At 39.9% G+C, this 19681-nt stretch carries 19 protein-coding genes; 9 read left to right on the plus strand and 10 right to left on the minus strand.

The annotated features are described in order from the left end of the window. Positions 1-8: 8 nt before the first annotated feature. Complete coding sequence (gene gacA / locus F948_RS00300; RefSeq protein ID WP_004917018.1) at positions 9-644, minus strand: response regulator transcription factor GacA; 636 nt, start codon at positions 642-644, stop codon at positions 9-11. A gap of 211 nt (positions 645-855) precedes the next feature. Between gacA and pbpG the strand changes: the two genes are divergently transcribed. From pbpG to F948_RS00320, 4 genes are all read left to right on the plus strand, one after another. Further along, a complete protein-coding gene (gene pbpG / locus F948_RS00305) occupies positions 856-1917 on the plus strand; it encodes a D-alanyl-D-alanine endopeptidase PBP7/8 (RefSeq protein ID WP_004958501.1) in 1062 nt (353 codons plus the stop codon). 164 nt (positions 1918-2081) lie between these two features. Beyond that, the gene (locus F948_RS00310) at positions 2082-3110 is read left to right on the plus strand and encodes an IS701 family transposase (protein ID WP_080632264.1); all 1029 of its coding nucleotides are present in this window, start codon (positions 2082-2084) and stop codon (positions 3108-3110) included. Between the two features lie 76 nt (positions 3111-3186). Continuing rightward, positions 3187-3801: a DUF6915 family protein gene (locus F948_RS00315; RefSeq protein ID WP_004958507.1), complete on the plus strand. Its 615-nt coding sequence runs from the start codon at positions 3187-3189 to the stop codon at positions 3799-3801. A 23-nt stretch (positions 3802-3824) separates the two neighbouring features. Further along, complete coding sequence (locus tag F948_RS00320) at positions 3825-4604, plus strand: hypothetical protein (RefSeq protein WP_004958508.1); 780 nt, start codon at positions 3825-3827, stop codon at positions 4602-4604. A gap of 66 nt (positions 4605-4670) precedes the next feature. Here the strand turns inward: F948_RS00320 and thrC are convergent, their stop codons facing one another. The 4 genes from thrC to xerD all read right to left on the minus strand — a co-directional run bounded on the left by thrC (position 4671) and on the right by xerD (position 9169). After that, a complete protein-coding gene (gene thrC / locus F948_RS00325) occupies positions 4671-5810 on the minus strand; it encodes a threonine synthase (protein WP_002048893.1) in 1140 nt (379 codons plus the stop codon). Positions 5811-5868: 58 nt separating this feature from the next. Next, positions 5869-7170, minus strand: a complete 1302-nt coding sequence (locus F948_RS00330; protein ID WP_004917010.1) for a homoserine dehydrogenase — start codon at positions 7168-7170, stop codon at positions 5869-5871. 126 nt (positions 7171-7296) lie between these two features. After that, entirely contained in the window at positions 7297-8112 is an 816-nt protein-coding gene (locus F948_RS00335) for a DsbC family protein (protein ID WP_004957350.1), read from the minus strand. Between the two features lie 136 nt (positions 8113-8248). Beyond that, the gene (gene xerD, locus F948_RS00340; protein WP_004958513.1) at positions 8249-9169 is read right to left on the minus strand and encodes a site-specific tyrosine recombinase XerD; all 921 of its coding nucleotides are present in this window, start codon (positions 9167-9169) and stop codon (positions 8249-8251) included. A gap of 149 nt (positions 9170-9318) precedes the next feature. Between xerD and F948_RS00345 the strand changes: the two genes are divergently transcribed. The 5 genes from F948_RS00345 to ftsW all read left to right on the plus strand — a co-directional run bounded on the left by F948_RS00345 (position 9319) and on the right by ftsW (position 14408). Then, a complete protein-coding gene (locus F948_RS00345; RefSeq protein WP_020899909.1) occupies positions 9319-9579 on the plus strand; it encodes a FeoA family protein in 261 nt (86 codons plus the stop codon). Beyond that, positions 9576-11432 (plus strand): ferrous iron transporter B, encoded by a 1857-nt coding sequence (gene feoB, locus F948_RS00350; RefSeq protein ID WP_004958518.1) that lies wholly within the window; start codon positions 9576-9578, stop codon positions 11430-11432. Before F948_RS00345 ends, feoB begins: the two co-directional genes overlap by 4 nt. Positions 11433-11445: 13 nt before the next feature. Further along, complete coding sequence (locus F948_RS00355) at positions 11446-11697, plus strand: DUF6587 family protein (RefSeq protein WP_004958521.1); 252 nt, start codon at positions 11446-11448, stop codon at positions 11695-11697. Between the two features lie 148 nt (positions 11698-11845). Then, on the plus strand, positions 11846-13204 hold the full coding sequence (gene murD, locus F948_RS00360; protein WP_004958522.1) for a UDP-N-acetylmuramoyl-L-alanine--D-glutamate ligase: 1359 nt from the start codon (positions 11846-11848) through the stop codon (positions 13202-13204). 10 nt (positions 13205-13214) lie between these two features. After that, a complete protein-coding gene (gene ftsW / locus F948_RS00365) occupies positions 13215-14408 on the plus strand; it encodes a putative lipid II flippase FtsW (RefSeq protein WP_004916997.1) in 1194 nt (397 codons plus the stop codon). Between the two features lie 54 nt (positions 14409-14462). Here ftsW and gluQRS read toward each other — a convergent pair whose 3' ends face one another. The 5 genes from gluQRS to thiC form a co-directional block, all read right to left on the minus strand. Beyond that, a complete protein-coding gene (gluQRS, locus tag F948_RS00370) occupies positions 14463-15326 on the minus strand; it encodes a tRNA glutamyl-Q(34) synthetase GluQRS (RefSeq protein ID WP_004958525.1) in 864 nt (287 codons plus the stop codon). Positions 15327-15459: 133 nt separating this feature from the next. Then, positions 15460-15993 (minus strand): RNA polymerase-binding protein DksA, encoded by a 534-nt coding sequence (gene dksA, locus F948_RS00375; protein ID WP_004916993.1) that lies wholly within the window; start codon positions 15991-15993, stop codon positions 15460-15462. Between the two features lie 189 nt (positions 15994-16182). Beyond that, positions 16183-16998 (minus strand): 3',5'-cyclic-AMP phosphodiesterase, encoded by an 816-nt coding sequence (gene cpdA / locus F948_RS00380; protein ID WP_004958529.1) that lies wholly within the window; start codon positions 16996-16998, stop codon positions 16183-16185. 21 nt (positions 16999-17019) lie between these two features. Continuing rightward, positions 17020-17631, minus strand: coding sequence for an NUDIX domain-containing protein (locus F948_RS00385; protein WP_005403538.1), 612 nt, complete (start codon positions 17629-17631; stop codon positions 17020-17022). Between the two features lie 75 nt (positions 17632-17706). Continuing rightward, positions 17707-19602, minus strand: coding sequence for a phosphomethylpyrimidine synthase ThiC (gene thiC / locus F948_RS00390; protein WP_004916989.1), 1896 nt, complete (start codon positions 19600-19602; stop codon positions 17707-17709). Positions 19603-19681: the final 79 nt, after the last annotated feature.

The following is a 19681-nucleotide window of genomic DNA, read 5'->3' on the forward strand; positions in this document are numbered from 1 at the left end:
CACTTTTCTTAAGGTTTAATAAGACCGTATCGAATCGCTAAGTGTGTGAGTTTGACATCACTATCAATCCCAAGTTTTTCAAAAATACGATAACGATAAGTATTGACAGTTTTAACGCTTACAAACAATTTATCAGCAATTTCCTGAGCACTAATACAGTTAACGACCATCATCGCAACTTGCATTTCACGTTCTGAAAGCGAATCAAATGGGGATTGTTGAGTATCTGAAAGATATGAGCTAGCTAACTGCTCTGCAATATCAGCACTGAAGTATTTACCACGTTGCATGACTTTATTGATCGCTCGAACCATCTCTGAAATTGGTGCACCTTTGGTAATATAACCTTTAGCACCAGCTTTGAGCAGTAGTGATGGGTAGGGTTCTTCTGCTAAACCACTGACAGCAATCACTTTTGTATCTGGTGCTGACTGGAGTAGTCGGCGAGTAGTTTCAACGCCACCAATTCCTGGCATATTGACATCAAGCAACACCACTTGAGGGTGTTTTTGACGAACCAATGCAATTGCTTCCTCGCCAGATTCAGCTTGTCCAATAACATCTACATCTGGATGGTCTTCTAACATACGGCAAATGCCTGTGCGTACGAGTTCATGATCATCAACAACGAGAACAGTGATCAAGAAGACCTCCTTTTTTTTCAAAAAACTGGTTTTTTGTTACATAAAGCAAAATTAGCTTGCAATGAAACGACAAAATTAGCAATCCTATTCTTTGTGATTAGAGAATAGTTGTACACAATTGTGTCTACAAAAGCTTTACCCGATTTGTTCAAATGTAAGGCATAATGATAGTAAGCGCAAATGTACAGCGTCCTGAGTTGAGTATTGTGTCGTGAAAAATTCTAAAAAATCTGTCTTGCATGTGTTAAGCATGTCGATCTTGTTGGCGTGGAGTTCAACAAGTTTTGCTGAATTAGTGAATAATAATTCAGTATCTCCGAGTGCGGGCAGTTCGTCAGCTTCGATTAGTTGGTCTGCAAATGATGTCAGTCAATTTCTGGAAGATGATGAGACTGAGATCAGCCCACAAGGTTCAACTTCAGTCACGACAAGTTTACGAGGGAGTGGCTCTGCTTCCATTACTTCATCAACGGCGCCTCAAAAGAACGTACAAATACGTGACACTTTCGGGTATAGCAATCAACCCTCTGTCAATGCACGTGCAGCATTAGTCATGGATGCACAAACTGGTGAAGTACTGTACAGTAAAAATAGTAGCTTAGCAGTTCCAATTGCATCGATTACTAAAGTCATGACCGCAGTTGTGACAGCTGATGCTCGTTTAGACATGTCGGAAGAGATCACCTTACAACAAATCGATTTCGCTGGTGCTGGTGGTAAGAACTCAAGTTCTACATTGCGTGCCGGGGATACGATGAATCGTGCAGAACTACTGCTTTTCGCATTGATGAAATCTGAGAATCCTGCTGCTGCTGCTTTAGCTCGTACATATCCAGGCGGTCGTTCAGCGTTTGTGGCTGCGATGAATGCTAAAGCAAGACAACTAGGTATGACATCAACGCGTTATGCTGAATCTACAGGCCTTGATCCACATAATGTTTCATCAGCAAGAGATTTAGGTATTTTGGTGAGTGCTGCATCTCAATATGGTTTGATTCGTCAGTTCTCAACAACACCTACTTATGATTTTAATTTAGGCTATCGTGTTTTGAAGTCTAATAATACCAATTCATTAGTACGTAATGGTGGTTGGAATATTAACTTATCAAAAACAGGTTATATCAATGAGGCAGGACGTTGTGTAGTGATGCACACCACAGTTAATTCTCGTCCAGCTGTTGTCGTATTGCTCGGGGCTTCAACTTCTCAAGCACGTACAAATGATGCGACTAATCTATTAAATTGGGTGGCTACCCTACCAAAACGTATTTAGTAGCATTGGATTGTTAAAAGCTCTTCTTTATGAAGAGCTTTTTTATGTCTTTAAAAAATCAGAGAAAGACGACATAACTTGTCTTTTATCAAATAATTATATGTATTATAGGACTTACGCATTGACGGATTCAAAAAAGTACTAAAATACTTTATAAAGTATCTGTGATCAGACGAATTAAACATGCTTCTACAGCAACTTGTACTCTACCCATTTATATGGGCTTTCTCATGACAGAACCGAACTCTATTAGCTGCACACAACTTGCCGAGACTTATAATATCTCGCATGATAGTGTAAATCGCTTTCTAGAGCGTGAAGATTACACACCTCACGACCTATATCAAGAATCAATTCAACATATTGATAATAACAAACTTATAGTCAGTATTGATGATACTGTTTTAGATAAACCATATAGTCAACATATGGACTTAGTTAGCTATTTTTGGTCAGGCAAACACCACCGATCCGTCAAGGGTATTAATCTGATTACCTTGTATGCGACAGATCAAAATGGTCAAAATATTCCAATTAATTTCCGAATTTATGACAAATCTGAAAGTAAAACCAAGAATGATTACTTTATGGATATGTTAAGTGAAGTACTCAGTTGGGGTGCAAAGATTCAATTTATTACAGGTGATAGTTGGTATTCATCGACTGGAAATCTAAAAACCATAAGAAAATATGGTATTCGATTTATGTTTGGTATCGACTGTAACCGTAAGGTTTCCCCAGAAAAAGGACAATGGTTTCAACTGCGTTTATTGCCAGATTTCCATCAGGGTCAAGTAGTCTGGCTCAAAGATTTTGGCTTTGTACAATTATTTAAGACTCAGTTAAAAGAACAGCAGAGGTTTTATATTGTGCATCAAGATGAAGATGATTTATTGTCCTTTGAGGGTTTTCATGAATTACATTCAAGTCATTGGAAAATAGAGCAATATCACCGGGTGATTAAACAGGTTTGTCATATTGAAAAGTTTCAAGTAAGACGATCTAAACTGATTTTGAATCATATTTTTTCAGCCTTGATGGCCTACGTTGAGATACAAAAGAACCATTTTGAGCGGATCTTTGAAAATATATATCGTTGGCAGAAGAAATTATTTAGACCAATGATCAAAAACTTCATTGATGACTTTATTCTCGATAAAAATCATCTGCTACCACAGAGAATCTATAAATAATAGTGCGTAAGTCCTATATTAATAAATCAAAAATAGAGTAATATTTATTCATTACAATAAATGATGACATTCAATCATGAATGCGATGCAACATGCTCGGATTTCCGCAAAACGTTGGGGTGGGGAGCCTGAAGACTACTATGAAATTCATGCTTTTATAGATAGTACCAAAAGCTTATGCAGTGATGCACGACACCGAGTTTTGCATACTTTATGGGGAATAAACTCAGTTGTAGTGCCTATCTTTGGGCATAGTCTAGTGACGAGTACAGGCAAATCTGTTGATGTTAAAGATTTGTGTGAGCGTGATCATTTGTTAGTGGACTATCAACAGCGTTTTATTCCGACCTTACATGATTTTGTAAATGCGATAGATGTAAAGCAATTACCCCAAAACTTTGAACAACATTTAGAACAATTACATCTTAACTATGTAAAGGATAAAACAATTTCGCAAATGATGTTATCGCCATTAGCATTGACGGGTAAATTACATTCTTTATTACTGACACATAATAGCTGGTTTATTTTTGATATCTTACCTCGATTGGGATCACTGCCTAGTTTGGGAAATATTCGTTATAGCCCTGCTGATTTTTTTAATGCGATGCATTTTGAATTGTGGATGGACAATGGGATGGCAATTCCTCTGAGTGCGCAAGCATTACATCAAATAAAACAAACGACTTAACGATATATTTTTAGGGGAATAAAATGAGCACATATGTGATTCGTGCCAAGTATTTTGGTTATAACGATGAAGTTTTCTACGTAGCTGGCAATCGTATTGCGAATGTTTTTGATAATAAGCAACAGGCTGAATTAGCTTATAAAAAACTTGAGATAGATGGAGCACGTGATTTTGCATTATATGAAGTTGAATCTCTTTTTGATGCTGATGAAGCATTATTGCAACAATTAGATGATTTCGTATATTCGCGTTGTGGTGAACATATTTGCGAAGAAGGGGATGTTTCTCACGATGTATTACCTGCAAGTTTAAGTGACGATGATACCTTTGAATTTATTCAGCTTGCTGGAATGCAAAAATTCCAATTGGTTGAATTCGAAAATCAAGTCAAATTTTATGGTTTATGGTCTGTAAAAAAACAACAATGGGTTGAGGAGCATGATGAATGCTTTGCGGGTTTAATATATTCAGAAAATTTAGATGCTTTTAAATCTAAAGTTGAGCATATTTTTGCTGATTATGATTATTCATCAATTGAGCTAAAAGGTAGCTTAGATGAGCTTTCAGCTCAACCGATTTTATTGCAAGCAATGATTAGTACACAATCTGGTTTAAGTTATGATGAAGCAAAACAAACCCTTGTCATTGATGCCTGGCAAGATGAAGCATTGTATGCTGTGAATTCGCTATTGAAGCAGCCTTTGTTTGAAATTAAAGAAATTAATTTAGAAGAAATTCAAAAAATTGAAAAAGACTTAGCGAAACAATACAGCTACGATGAAGATTATGAATATGAAGAATAAAATCATGTTCTAGTTAATAAAAAACCAGTTGCAAGCAACTGGTTTTTTATTACTAAAAATTTATTCTTACATATTTGAAAGAATAGAATCTTTAACTTGATCCATCGTTGCATCGATGGATAACATCACAGCATCCGCACATTGTTTGATTGCTGTATCTGGATCTTTCAAACCGTTACCTGTCACAGTACATACGATCACAGAACCTTCAGCAATTTTACCTGCTTTGATGTCACGAATAGCACCACCGATAGAAGCAGCAGAAGCTGGCTCTACGAAAACACCTTCATACATAGAAAGTAAGCGTTGAGCTTCAAGAATTTCGCTATCTTGAAGTTCATCGAACCAACCTTTCGAATCACGTACAACTGCTTTTGCATGATTCCAGCTTTGTGGATTACCAATACGAATAGCCGTTGCAACGGTTTCAGGACTTTCCACTGGAGCACCACGTAAGAATGGCGCTGCACCAGAAGCTTGATAACCAACCATCGTTGGTAAGCCTTCAGGTTTAGGACCAGTGAATTGATCTGTTGCTGCATCATAGATGACTTGTTCGAACTGATCAGCAGGTTGATTTGCTACTGCTTCTGTATACCCCATCCAGTGTGCAGTGATATTCCCTGCGTTACCTACTGGTAAACAGTGGTAGTCAGGTGCACGCCCTAGAGCTTCAACAATTTCGTACGCAATGGTTTTTTGACCTTGCAAACGGTAAGGATTGATTGAGTTTACGATAGTCACAGGCGCTTGATCTGCTACTTCTTTTACTAGACGCATACCGTCATCGAAGTTACCGCGGATTTGCATGGTGATTGCACCGTACATCATTGCTTGAGCCATTTTACCCATTGCAATTTTGCCTTCAGGAATCAAAACGAATGCTTTAATTCCTGCACGTGCTGCATATGCCGCTGCTGCAGCTGAAGTATTCCCTGTTGATGCACAGATAATTGCCTTCGAGCCTTCTTCAACCGCTTTGGTTACAGCCATCGTCATACCACGGTCTTTGAATGAACCTGTTGGGTTAAGACCTTCGTACTTCACATAGATTTCAACGTCTTTGCCAATAATACGTGGAATGTTCTCTAGTTTAATAAGAGGAGTATTTCCTTCGCCTAAAGAAATTGCACGTGTAGTTGCAGACACAGGTAAACGGTCACGATAACGATCTACAAGACCAGTATAACGATTGGCATTCGACATGATGGTGTTCCAATATGAGGTAGAGCGGGGTGAGGGAAGGCATTTTCCCTCAACCTGATTAACTATCGAGCGATTCTAAACGAATTCTTACGATTTCGCCACGAATAGCTGGTAATGCTTGAATTTGAGCAAGAGCTTCATCCATTTTTGATTCAACAATTGGATCAGTCAAAATCACGATTGGGATGAGGTCTTTAAGGCGAGATTGTTGCATGATCGCATCAATACTAATACCTGAACGGCTGAGAATGCTAGTGACATCAGCGAGCACACCAGTTTGGTCTTCTGCATTTAAACGAATGTAATATCCCGTTGTCATTTCTTCACGGCTTAGGATTGGTACATTTGTAAGCGCTTCGAATGCAAGTTGAGGGATTGTTCCAGCACCGTCTTCGGTGTATGAGATATCTCGAACAATATCAATCACATCTGCTACAACTGCTGAAGCTGTTGGTCCTGCACCTGCACCTGCACCGTAATACAGTGTCGGACCCACCGCATTTGCTTGAACAAGTACCGCATTTTTTACGCCATTCACGTTTGCGATCAATTCTTCAGCAGGAATCAAAGTTGGGTGTACGCGTAACTCAATACCTTTTTCAGCACGACGCGCAATACCTAAATGTTTGATACGGAAGCCAAGTTCTTCAGCATATTTCACATCTTGAGCTGTGATTTTACTAATGCCTTCGGTATAAACCTTATCGAATTGAAGTGGAATACCAAACGCACAAGATGCCAGAATCGTCAGTTTGTGTGCAGCATCAATCCCTTCAACATCAAATGTTGGGTCTGCTTCGGCATAGCCAAGCTCTTGAGCTTCTTTGAGAACATCATCAAATGCACGACCTTTTTCACGCATTTCAGTCAGAATGAAGTTACCTGTACCATTGATGATGCCTGCAAGCCATTCAATATGGTTAGCTGCTAAACCTTCACGGATGACTTTAATAATTGGGATACCACCAGCAACAGCTGCTTCATAAGCAATTTGTACGGCATTGTCTTCTGCTGCTTTGAATAGCTCATTACCATGTTCTGCGAGTAAAGCTTTGTTTGCTGTAACAACTTGCTTGCCATGCTTAATGGCTTCCATGATGACTTCATAAGCAGGATGAATGCCACCCATGACTTCAACGACTACATCAACATCAGGTTGACGCACGATCTCCATGAGATCTGAGCTTTGTTTAATGCCTTCGAGTTGTAGATCTGGACGTGGACGGCGGGTGCCTACGTGTGTAATTTGAATTTCTCGACCAGTACGGCGTTTAATTTCAGCAGCATTTTCTTGTAATAATTTAAGGGCTCCACCACCTACAGTACCAAGACCGAGTATCGCCAGACGAACTGGTTTCACGTCACACTCCATTTTATTCAATCATTTTAATGAAGCTTGATCATAGCTAAAAAAGTGCGCAGACACTAGGGCTAAGATCATCTTTAATCTGTCGCCCAAGTCGCTTTGTGGAGTTGCTGTGAGGATTTATTTTTCGAGTCGTTTAATGATTTCTTCTGGTGTCATATATCCACCAAGATATTCGCCGTCAACGTTATAAATTGCTGGTGTGCCATTAACGCCCATGTTTAAACCTAACTGATATTGATCACGTACAGGGTTTTTACATTCTGCTGCAGTAACAGGAAGACCTTGTGATGCTTGATCAAATGCAGCTTTGCGATCTTCACTACACCAAATTGCTTGCATCGTAGGCATAAACTGCTCACCACGTGGCCATGCGATATAACGAACTTCAATACCTTTGGCATTAATTTCAGGTAAATGTTCATGCAGCTTGTGACAGTACGGGCAGCTTGAATCGGTAAAGACATAAATCACATGCTTAGCTTTACCGCCTTCCGCTGGGTAAACAATTAAATCTTCAGTTTTGAGTGCTGCTAAATGTTTTTTATTTTCTGTAGCTTGCAGAGCTTCGCTAACATTTTGTAGCTGTTTGTCGCCTAAACGGATCACATCGCCTTGGATGATGTATTGACCATCACTAGTGGCATAAACAGAACCCATGCCTTCTAGACTCACCCAGAATAGATTAGGAACTTCTGTTTTTTTAACTGCAATAATTTTAGCGTTGATATTTGCAGTTTTAAGATGTTTTTCTAAGGTTGAGACTAAACGTTGTTGCGCGTTTCGTTCACTTAAGGTTGATGCTTCACCCGTAGCAGGCGCTGTTGCTGTAAGAGCATCTTGTTTTTGCGCTGAATTTTCTTTTGAGCAGGCACTAACTAATAAAGTTGATGCTAATGCACAAGCAAGTGCAAGCTTAGACCGAGTAAACACCATAAAGAACCTTTTTTCTACGTATTCATTTGTATTAAGGGTCTAAGCATAACAAAAAAAACATCTGACTTCGTTAAATCTTGCTTAAGCTTTGTGAACTCAATCAACTTGTTGAACGGGTCATAGATAAACGGTCAGTTTAGCCTCTTGGATGATGTTTGCTATGCAGCTCTTGCATTCGATGTTGAGCGACATGCGTATAAATTTGTGTGGTTGAAAGATCGCTATGACCGAGTAGCATTTGTACTACACGCAGATCAGCGCCGTGATTGAGTAAATGTGTGGCAAACGCATGTCTCAAGGTATGAGGTGATAATTCTGCAGATATATTGGCCTGTAAAGCATAGCGTTTGATCGCGTACCAAAAGTTTTGCCGACTCATGATTCCTCCATGTTGGGTAAGAAATAAATAATCGGTATTACTTTTATAAAGCTGTGGGCGGGATTCTGATAAATATTTCTCGACCCATTCACATGCGTATTGACCTAGCGGGACAAGACGCTCTTTATTTCCTTTGCCTGTAATACGTAAGAAGCCTTGTTTTAAATTTATTAACTCTAAACGTAAATTCAGTAGTTCTGTAACACGTAGACCACAAGCATATAAAACTTCAAGCATGGCTCGATCACGTAAACCCAAAGCGGTACTGATATCGGGTGCATTTATCAGTGCTTCAACATCATGCTCTGATAAATCTTTGGGTAATGCTCGACCAATCTTTGGGGATTGATGTGTCGCAACAGGATTATCATCTCGAAGTTTTTGTTCTCTGAGAAATTTAAAAAATTGCCGTAAAGCTGATAAACACCGAGCAATCGAGCGTGGGCTTTTGCCATGTTTGGTCAGTGCGATCAGTACATCGGCAATATCATTACTTGACCACTCAGTAAGTACCACTGTGTCGTGCAAGTCACTACATTGAATTAAATCAGATAAATAAGCATTACGAGTATGCGGGCTTACTGTTTGTGCAACTAAATAATCACGAAATCCATGTAAAAAACTTAAATGTTCAGGGATTTTTACAGCAGCAGGAATACGAGGTTTTTTATTTAACATAACAGCTTAAATCCTTTCATCTACTGCACTGTAAAAGAAAAAGTATTTGTTGTCGATCTGTGAAAAGACTAAATGCCACTGAGATTGCTTTTGGTAATTATTCTCATTTGCTTGTATACTACGTGCAAAAGAGTTATGGGTTAGAAACGGTGCGATTGTCAGCATTAAAAGTCAAACAAACAGCGAAAATCACGCAAGTGAATCGCCTAGTGAATGATAATGATGAACCAGATCTGGTAGCGATACGTCTTGAGAGTTTGGGTTTTGTGCCTGGCGCACAAGTTCAAGTGATTACCAAAGGTGTTTTTGGTGGTGACCCGATTCTAATCCAAATAGGTTTTACCCGTTTTGCTCTGCGCAAATCTGAAGCCGATAAAATTGAAATTCAGCTGGAAGGAGCACCTACATGAGTGATGCGCTTCGTGTTGCCCTTGTGGGAAATCCAAACTGCGGTAAAACATCTTTATTCAATCATTTAACTGGTACTCGTCAAAAAGTAGCAAACTATGCGGGTGTTACGGTTGAACGTAAAGTCGGACATTTTCAGCTGCCATCAGGTAAAAATGTTCGTGTTCTAGATTTGCCAGGAACTTATAGTTTACAAGCAACTAGTCCCGATGAAGCAATTACCCGTGACGTCTGCCAAGGTAAAATAGCAGAGGAAGGTCAGCAAGACGCTTTCTTGTGTGTGGTAGATGCGACGAACTTAAAACTACATCTTGGTCTCGTATTAGAAATTATTGAGCTTGGTCGTCCGATCCTCGTAGTTTTGAATATGATGGATGAAGCACGTCGTCGTGGTATTCAAATCAATACACAAAAATTATCTCAACGTTTAGGTGTACCTGTGGTTGAGACGGTTGCTGTACGTAATTCAGGAATCGAAAATTTATTACATGCACTTGATCAAGGGAAATATACCGTTCCGCAGACCGAGCTGAGTGGTTTGACTGGTGAGCATCATCAGAAAATTGAAACCATTTTCAAAAAAGATGTCGTGAATTTCGTAGATCAGGAAGATAAGCGTACAGATTTCCTTGATAAAATCTTCTTGCATCCAGTGTTGGGTTTGCTCAGTCTAGCAGTGATGATGTTCATTGTTTTCCAAGCCGTATTCGCTTGGGCGGCACCATTTATGGATGGAATTGAAACATTCTTTGGATGGCTTGGTGAAACATTAGGTACCCATATCAGTCAGCCACTTTTACAAAGTTTAGTGGTTGATGGAATTATTGCAGGTGCTGGTGGCGTAGTGGTGTTTTTGCCACAAATTCTGATCCTGTTCTTCTTCATTTTAGTCTTGGAAGAATCTGGATATCTACCTCGTGCTGCGTTCTTGCTTGATAAATTGATGTTTAAAGCAGGTTTGAGTGGTCGCGCGTTTATTCCATTGCTTTCAAGTTTTGCTTGCGCTGTTCCGGGTATTATGGCTACTCGAAGTATTAGTGATCCCCGTGATCGTTTCACGACGATTATGGTCGCGCCATTAATGACTTGTTCAGCTCGTTTACCTGTATATGCTTTATTGATTGCAGCTTTTATTCCAGCTCAGACCGTTTGGGGAATCTTTAATCTTCAAGGTTTAGTGCTGTTTGGTCTATATATGGCCGGTATTGTTAGCGCATTATGTGTTTCATTTGTGATGAAATTTTTGCAAAAAGATAAATCACAACATGCGCTTTTATTAGAGTTGCCAAGCTATCGTATCCCCGATTTAAAAAGTGTCGGCATTGGTTTATTGGATCGTGGAAAAATCTTCTTAAAACGCGTGGGTGGAATTATCTTCGCGCTTTCGATTTTACTTTGGTTTTTATGTACTTTCCCACAAGCGCCTGAAGGTGCCACTCAACCTGCGATTGATTATAGTTTTGCTGGTATGTTGGGGCATTTAATGCAGCCTATTTTTGCCCCAGTGGGATTCAACTGGCAGATATGTATTGCACTTATTCCAGCGATGGCAGCACGTGAAGTAGTTGTTGCTGCACTGGGAACAGTATATGCCTTATCTGGAGCTGATGATGAAGCTGTTGCCCAAGGCTTGGCTCATTTAATTAGTGCAGATGGAACAGGTTGGTCTTTAGCTACAGGGCTGTCTTTGCTGGTGTGGTTTGTTTATGCGCCACATTGTTTAGCAACTTTGGCAACGGTGCGTAGAGAAACAGGTTCTTGGAAACATGTGGCTGTGATGACCGCATATTTATTTGGTTTGGCTTATTTGATGTCTTTCTTTACTTACCAAATCGCTTCGCGAATTTGGGGCTAGATAGGAGCTGCATATGTTTGAGTATCTGATTATTGCGGTTTTGGTTGGTTGGAGTGCCATAGTTGTCTTTAAAAAGGTATTTCCTCAAACCGCAAATGCTATGTTCATGTCTTTGTCGAATGTATGTCAACATTTTGGTTGGCAACGCTTAGCACTACGATTGAAACCTAAAATGGTTGTTGGATGTGGTGGTGGATGTGGTTGTGCAAGCGATGAAAAGGACAATAAAAAAACTGAAGAGATTCAAGCCGTGAAATGGCGTTAAGATTTTTTGTTTATAAAGCCATCGAATGATGGCTTTTTTACGCACTGACACAAAAAAATGCGAATAAAGATAAAACTGAAAAAGCATTCAAAACAGCAAAGTGCTAACATTTTTGCCATTCTGTGATCTGCGATAAAATGGGGCAAAAATGTTAATACAACGTGGTGGATTAAAAGTTGTTGCTGGCTTGGGTATTTCTGGTGTGTCAGCAGTAAACTTTCTGCATGAACAAGGCTACCAAGTTGCAGTAACAGACTCTCGAGAAACTCCACCAGGTCATGACCAAATTCCTGCTGAGGTGAGAACGAGCTTTGGACGACTCGATACAGAGCTATTACTTCAGGCCGAAGAGATTATTTTAAGTCCTGGCTTAGCACCACAATTACCTGAAATTCAACAAGCCATTGATAAAGGAATTCCAGTTGTAGGGGATATTCAGCTTTTACGCCGTGCAACTGATGCTCCCATTATTGCGATTACAGGGTCAAATGCTAAAAGTACAGTGACAACACTCGTGGGTTTGATGGCTCAGGATGCTGGAAAGAAAGTGGCTGTTGGTGGAAACTTAGGTCGACCAGCCTTAGATTTATTAAAAGATAAACCTGAACTCATCGTTTTGGAGTTATCGAGTTTCCAGTTGGAAACTACTTCGCATTTGAATGCTGAAGTTGCGGTTGTTCTCAATATGAGTGAAGACCACTTGGATCGTCATGGTGATATGTTGGGTTATCACAAAGCCAAACATCGAATTTTCCAAGGTGTTAAAAAAGTCGTTTATAACCGTGATGATAATTTAAGCCGTCCTTTAGTGCCTGATGCAACACCAATGCAAAGTTTCGGTTTGAATGCTCCTGATTTAAATCAATATGGTGTGTTGAGAGATGCAGATGGCACCATGTGGTTGGCACGTGGAAGAGAGCGCATCTTAAAAACCTCTGAGATGTATATTCAAGGAATGCACAATGTAGCAAATGCACTTGCTTGTTTGGCCATTGGTGAAGCAGTTGGATTCCCGTTGCCGAGCATGTTGGAAACATTGAAAACATTCAAAGGCTTGGAACATCGTTGTGAATATGTTCAAACGATTGATGGTGTGCGTTATTACAATGATTCAAAAGGAACAAATGTCGGTGCAACTTTAGCGGCGATTGATGGGCTTGGCGCTGCTATTGAAGTCAATAAAGGCAAATTAGCACTTATTTTAGGCGGTCAAGGCAAAGGTCAGGATTTCCGTCCTTTGCGTAATGCAATACAAAAATATGTGAAATCTGTCATTCTAATTGGCGAGGATGGGCCTGTAATTGAACAAGCGATACAAGGAACAACTGTTATTCAGCACGCGTCTAGCTTAAAAGCCGCGGTCGAGCTTGCTCAGAAAGTAACGCAAGCTGAAGATGTGGTTCTGTTGTCGCCAGCATGTGCAAGTTTTGATATGTTTAAAAGTTATAATGATCGCGGGCATCAGTTCGTGGCATGTGTAAATGCCTTGAGTGAAAATAAAAACTAGGAACAGCGTTATGGCGGATTTGGCTCAAAATACAGTGCAGAAGATTTCTCAAATCTTAAATCGATTGCCGAAGCTTCCAGCAGAAATGACACCACGTAACATTCTGATTTTCTGTGTGGTGTCTTTACTCTGTTTGGGTTCGGTGATGGTGGCCTCTGCTTCCATGCCGTATGCAGAATATATCCATGAGAATCCATTTTATTTTTTGATTCGTCATGGTATTTCGATTGTTGTCGCTGCTGTGGTTGCATTTTTGACTTATCGTGTCTCTTTAAACTTATGGTTTAAAAATGCGTTTCCATTATGGCTGATTACGATCATATTGCTGCTCGCCGTTTTGGTGGTCGGGTCAGAAGTGAATGGCGCACATCGTTGGATTAAAGTTGGTGGTTTCACAATACAGCCAACGGAGATTGCTAAGATTGTGATGGCAATTTTTACGGCAGATTATGTGGTGCGCCGTGCGAAAGAGGTTCGAACGCACTGGAAAGGCTTGCTACGCTTAAGCGGAGTAATGGCACTTACAGTCGGTTTTATCGTTGCTGAGCCTGATCTTGGGGCGACAGCGGTGATAGTTTTAATGATGGTTGGTGTGTTCTTCTTAGCTGGTGCGCCTGCGACTCAGTTCTTGATCATGTTAGGGGCGATTCTTGCAGGAATTACCGCACTGATTTTATTTGAACCATTCCGCTTTCAACGACTTATTTCATTTACCAACCCTTGGGCTGATCCATTAGGTGTGGGTTATCAGTTGTCAAATGCTTTGATGGCATTTGGTCGGGGTGAATGGTTTGGAACAGGTTTGGGGCATAGTGTCCAGAAACTTTCCTATCTTCCTGAAGCACATACAGACTTTATGTTAGCAGTCTTGGGGGAGGAGTTTGGATTCTTCGGTGTAACCACAGTCATGATTCTCTCATTTACCATGCTGGCATGTTGTATTCGTATTGGGCATCGTGCATTGCAGCATAATTATCTGCGCGCAGGTTATTTAGCTTATGGTATCAGCATTATTTTCCTGTTACAGATTTTGGTAAATGCGGGCATGAATATGGGCTTGATGCCAACCAAAGGTTTGACACTGCCGTTTATTAGTTATGGTGGTACATCATTGATGATGTGTGCTGCGATGATTAGTCTGATTTTGAAAATTGACGCTTCAACCCAAGAGCTAAATCCTGTCAAAGAAGAATCGAATTTCTAAATGATTTAGTTTCTGATACAAAAGAGACCCTAATGTATTAGGGTCTCTTTTATTTTATAAATAAGATCCTGTCAAATGAATGCCTTTAGGGATTAAATTTACATCCCATTGCTGTACAGCTTGTTGCAGCATTATTCTAGGTTGATTTAATTCAACATTTGGTTGCCCAAGTGCCAATATGGCTTGCTGTAATAATTCAGAAGCCTTTGATACGTCTAATGCTTGTGCCAAATTTTGCTTAGATAATTTCTGACCTTGACCATTCATAGCAAGGGGTAAATGCATATAACTCAAACTTGGATAGTTCAATATAGAACCAAGCCAGATTTGTCGAGCGGTATTATCTAATAAATCCGCACCGCGAACGACATGCGTAATGCCTTGTAAATAATCATCAACCACAACTGCTAATTGATAACTAATGATGCCATCTCTTCGTTTTAGAACGAAGTCACCAAGATCATCTTTTAGGTTGGAACATTGTCGACCTTGTAATCTGTCTTCAAAACAAATCAGCAGATCATCGACTTTTAAACGAATGGCTTGCTCAGCAAAATCAAGATTTAAATCTCGGCATGTGCCAGCATAGATGTGATTGGAGCCGAGCATTTTTCGGGTGCATTGGCAGGCATATATGGCATGTTGCTGTTTGAGTTGATCGAGTACTTGCTCATAAATAGCTAAACGATCTTTTTGGAAAATAATCTCGGCATCAGGTTCAAATTGAAAGGCATCGATGCAAGATAAAATGTGAGTTTCGCTATTTGGATAAATGCGAGGAATATCGGTATCTTCTATTCGTACTAACCACTTACCATGATTGGCTTTGGTATCACAATAGCTTGCGACAGCAGTCAGTAAAGAACCAAAATGTAAAGGGCCAGTAGGAGAGGGTGCAAAACGTCCGATATAAGACATAAAGATTTATTGTTGTCTAAATAATTAAATCTACACCTAATCCCTCCAATACAAGGAGGGAGATATGCAAAAACAATGGGTTTTTAAAATTCGCAATATTCCTCCCTTTCTAAAGGGAGGTTAGGCGGGATGGTTATCCGTTGTTTTGCTTTTCTTTGATTTCAGCCAAAGTTTTGCAATCGATACATTGAGTAGCTGTTGGACGAGCTTCTAAACGGCGTAAGCCGATTTCGATACCGCAAGTTTCGCAGAAACCGTAATCACCACTTTGGATCGCTTCTAATGATTGCTCGATTTTACGAATCAGCTTACGCTCACGATCACGTGTACGTAATTCAATCGCAAACTCTTCTTCCTGAGTCGCTCTATCATTTACATCGGGTAAAGCTGTTGATTCATCTTGCATTGTGTTGAGCGTACGATCAACTTCTGACATTAACTCTGCTTTCCATGCATTTAAGATTTGGCGGAAATGCTCAAGTTGTCCATCAGACATGTATTCTTCATTTTTTTTCGGCTGATAAGGTTCAATCCCAAACAAGCTCGCAGTTGTACCGCCTTCAGAAGCTTTAGGTTTGGTTTTGCGTACACGTTTTACAGTCGATTTTTGTTCGTCGATCACTGCTGTGTGTTCGTCCAAGACTTGATTTTGGTTGTCATTCGCCATATAGGGCATTCCTCATCTTACACGTACTATCTATACGCAAAAAATATGGTGATATGCAAGTGTTTTTATAGAAACCTAAGATGGTTTTTTCCATCAAGGGTCGACATCATATAGACTTTTTCAGCAAGATGGTAGTCATTACTGTCTAGAATTAGTGATAAATCTAGGATGTGATTTGTAATCAAAAGTTTAGTCGTAACCTAAGACTTCTGAGCTACTCAAGCGTTGAGAATTACTTAGACGATGTACTTGTGTTTCAATCTCGCCATTTGCTTTCAAACGGATATATCGGTAGCCAGGGTGTTCTTCATCAAGTGCAAATTTTTCACTTTTCGGTTTGAACTGAATACATGTAGAAGGGGTCGAAAGGAATTCAACACCTTGCCATGATGTAATAGAGTCTTGATGCACGTGTCCACAAATAATTGCCTTAACATTGCTAAAGAGCTGAATGGTTTCAAGTAAATCAGAGGAATTTTTTAATTTATGCTGATCAATCCATGCAGATTGCATTGCAAAGGGATGGTGGTGACATGCAATTATGACATAACGATCATGTAGTTGAGTCAATAATTTTGGAAGTTGCTGCAATTGGGCATCTGCGATTTTGCCGTCAATACGATTCGGCTGAGCGCTATTTAATAAAATGACATACCAATTTCCAAGCTCAACAACTGTTGGAGCAGTCTTGTCTTGCTCATGGAATGGAAAATGATTGACATCATCGTGATTCCCAGGTGTTTGAAAAAAGGGAATGCTCAAGCTATGCATATACTCGAGATAGCGATGATAGGTGAGTGGCGTCGGGTTCTGAGCTAAATCACCTGTATGAACAATCAAGTCAATCTCAGGGTGTGTTTGACGCATCAAGTCAATTACTGCATGAAAACTTTGTTCGGGTTGCATTCCGACAAATTCTAAATGTGGATATTCAAGTAAATGAGTATCCGTAATCTGGATCATCACAAAATCTTTTTGTGATAATGTTGAGACTTGAAAAGTCACCGCTTTATCCCCTTCAGATTTTTATTGTTGTCGTAAATGCTGAGTAAGCCACTGCAATGCCATAATGACAGGTGCATTTCTCAACCGCCCATTTTTTAATAATAGAGGTGCATCAGAATAATCAAACAAATGAAGTTGAATGTCTTCACCTTCGTCTGGCATTCCAAACACGCCACCTGATGTTGGTAATTCAACATTTGCAACATATAAGTGAAAAATTTCTGAACATGCCCCTGCTGAAGGATAGAAGGTAAATAAATGTTGTAAGTCATGAACTTCACAACCCGCTTCTTCTAAGCTTTCACGGCGAATACATGTTTCAGGTGTTTCATCCCCATCTAAAACACCAGCAATCACTTCTAATTGCCAAGGTGAAACGGTATCGTTTAATGCGCCAATTCGAAATTGTTCGATCAAAGCAAAACGTCTTTGCTGATTATCATATAATAAAACACCAGCCGCTTCGGGACGGTGAATTAATTCACGATGAATAGATGATGAATAATTAGATTTATTAAATAATCTATGTTTTATCGTGACTTTCTCTACCTGAATGAACCCTCGAAATAAGTTCTCTCGAGATTCTATCGAAACGTCGGATGCTGAAAAGCTGGCGTGCTCAAGAATATTCATCATAAATTAGGATGAGATTGTACATATCTCATCCTAACCGAGAATGGTTCGTTGGAAAATCTTTTTTTAGTCGATTTACACTTTGTGGTACAGTTTTTGACCATGTTCCTGATAAGCGGTTTTCATTGCATTGAGACCTGCTTCAACTTCTGCATCTTCATCATTTGATTGATTGGCATTGTGTTGATTTTGCGCATAATCTCGCACATTCTGTGTGATTTTCATCGAACAGAATTTTGGTCCACACATCGAACAGAAATGAGCTGATTTATGAGCTTCTTTTGGAAGTGTTTCATCATGCATGCTACGTGCCGTATCAGGGTCTAAGCTCAGATTAAACTGATCGTCCCAACGGAATTCAAAACGTGCTTTAGAAAGTGCATTATCACGGACTTGCGCACCTGGATGACCTTTGGCTAAGTCTGCCGCATGCGCTGCAATTTTGTAGGTAATGATGCCATCTTTTACATCTTTCTTATTTGGTAAGCCTAGATGTTCTTTAGGTGTAACATAACAAAGCATCGCTGTACCATACCAACCAATCATCGCAGCACCGATTGCTGAGGTAATGTGATCATATCCTGGTGCGATGTCAGTCGTGAGTGGTCCAAGAGTATAGAAAGGAGCTTCTTTACAGACTTCTAGTTGTAAATCCATATTCTCTTTAATCATATGCATAGGCACATGACCAGGACCCTCAATCATCACCTGAACATCATGTTCCCAAGCACGATGTGTCAACTCTCCCAGTGTTTTAAGTTCACTAAATTGCGCTTCGTCATTGGCATCTTGAACACATCCAGGTCGTAGTCCATCACCTAAGCTGAATGAGACATCATAAGCTTTCATGATTTCGCAAATTTCATCGAAATGCGTGTACAAGAAGTTTTCCTGATGATGTGCTAAACACCATTGCGCCATAATTGAACCCCCACGAGATACAATGCCTGTGAGGCGATTTGCAGTCATAGGAACGTAGCGAAGTAAGACACCAGCATGAATGGTGAAATAATCTACACCTTGTTCAGCTTGTTCAATCAAGGTGTCTTTAAAAATTTCCCAAGTGAGGTCTTCTGCAACACCATCCACTTTTTCTAAGGCTTGGTAAATTGGAACAGTCCCAATTGGAACAGGTGAGTTGCGAATGATCCATTCGCGTGTTTCATGGATATTTTTACCTGTCGATAAATCCATAATGGTGTCAGCACCCCAACGTGTTGCCCATGTCATTTTGGCAACTTCTTCATCAATAGATGAGCCAAGCGCTGAATTACCAATATTGGCATTAATCTTCACTAAAAAATTACGACCAATAATCATCGGTTCACATTCAGGGTGATTAATATTTGCAGGGATAATCGCACGTCCTGCAGCAATTTCTTGACGTACAAATTCAGGGGTAATTTCTCTTAAATTTTGTGCACCAAAGTTTTGTCCTGCATGTTGGCGCATATCAACGTCATGACGTTGGCGTTGATTCTCACGAATTGCAATATATTCCATTTCTGGCGTGATAATACCTTGCTTCGCATAATGCATTTGCGTGACATTTTTGCCTGCTTTTGCGCGGCGAGGATTTTGGATATGAGCAAACCGAATATCTGCTGTACGAATATCTTTTAAGCGTGCTTGTCCAAACTCAGAACTCAAGGTTTCTAAAACATCTGTATCATTGCGTTCTTCAATCCATGATTGGCGAACAAGAGGTAAGCCTTTGTTCAAATCAATTTGGACATTTGGATCTGTATAGACTCCAGACGTATCGTAAACCATGATCGGTGGATTATGTTCGCCACCTAAACCAGTAGGAGTATCTGTGAGACTGATTTCTCTGAACGGTACTTGGATGTCTGGGCGTGAACCTTCAACATAGACTTTTTTAGAGGCAGGTAAGATACGGGTTAAATCTTTAGCATCTTGCTCATGTTGAGCAGAAATATCAGCAGGGGAAAGATTCGTTAATTGGTTCATTGCATGATCCTTATGTTTGGCATTAACGAATCAAGCACGACCAAAAACGATGGCGGATTTATCTCTTTGATAAATAAAG

It is taken from the genome of Acinetobacter junii CIP 64.5, assembly GCF_000368765.1.
Taxonomy (GTDB): domain Bacteria; phylum Pseudomonadota; class Gammaproteobacteria; order Pseudomonadales; family Moraxellaceae; genus Acinetobacter; species Acinetobacter junii.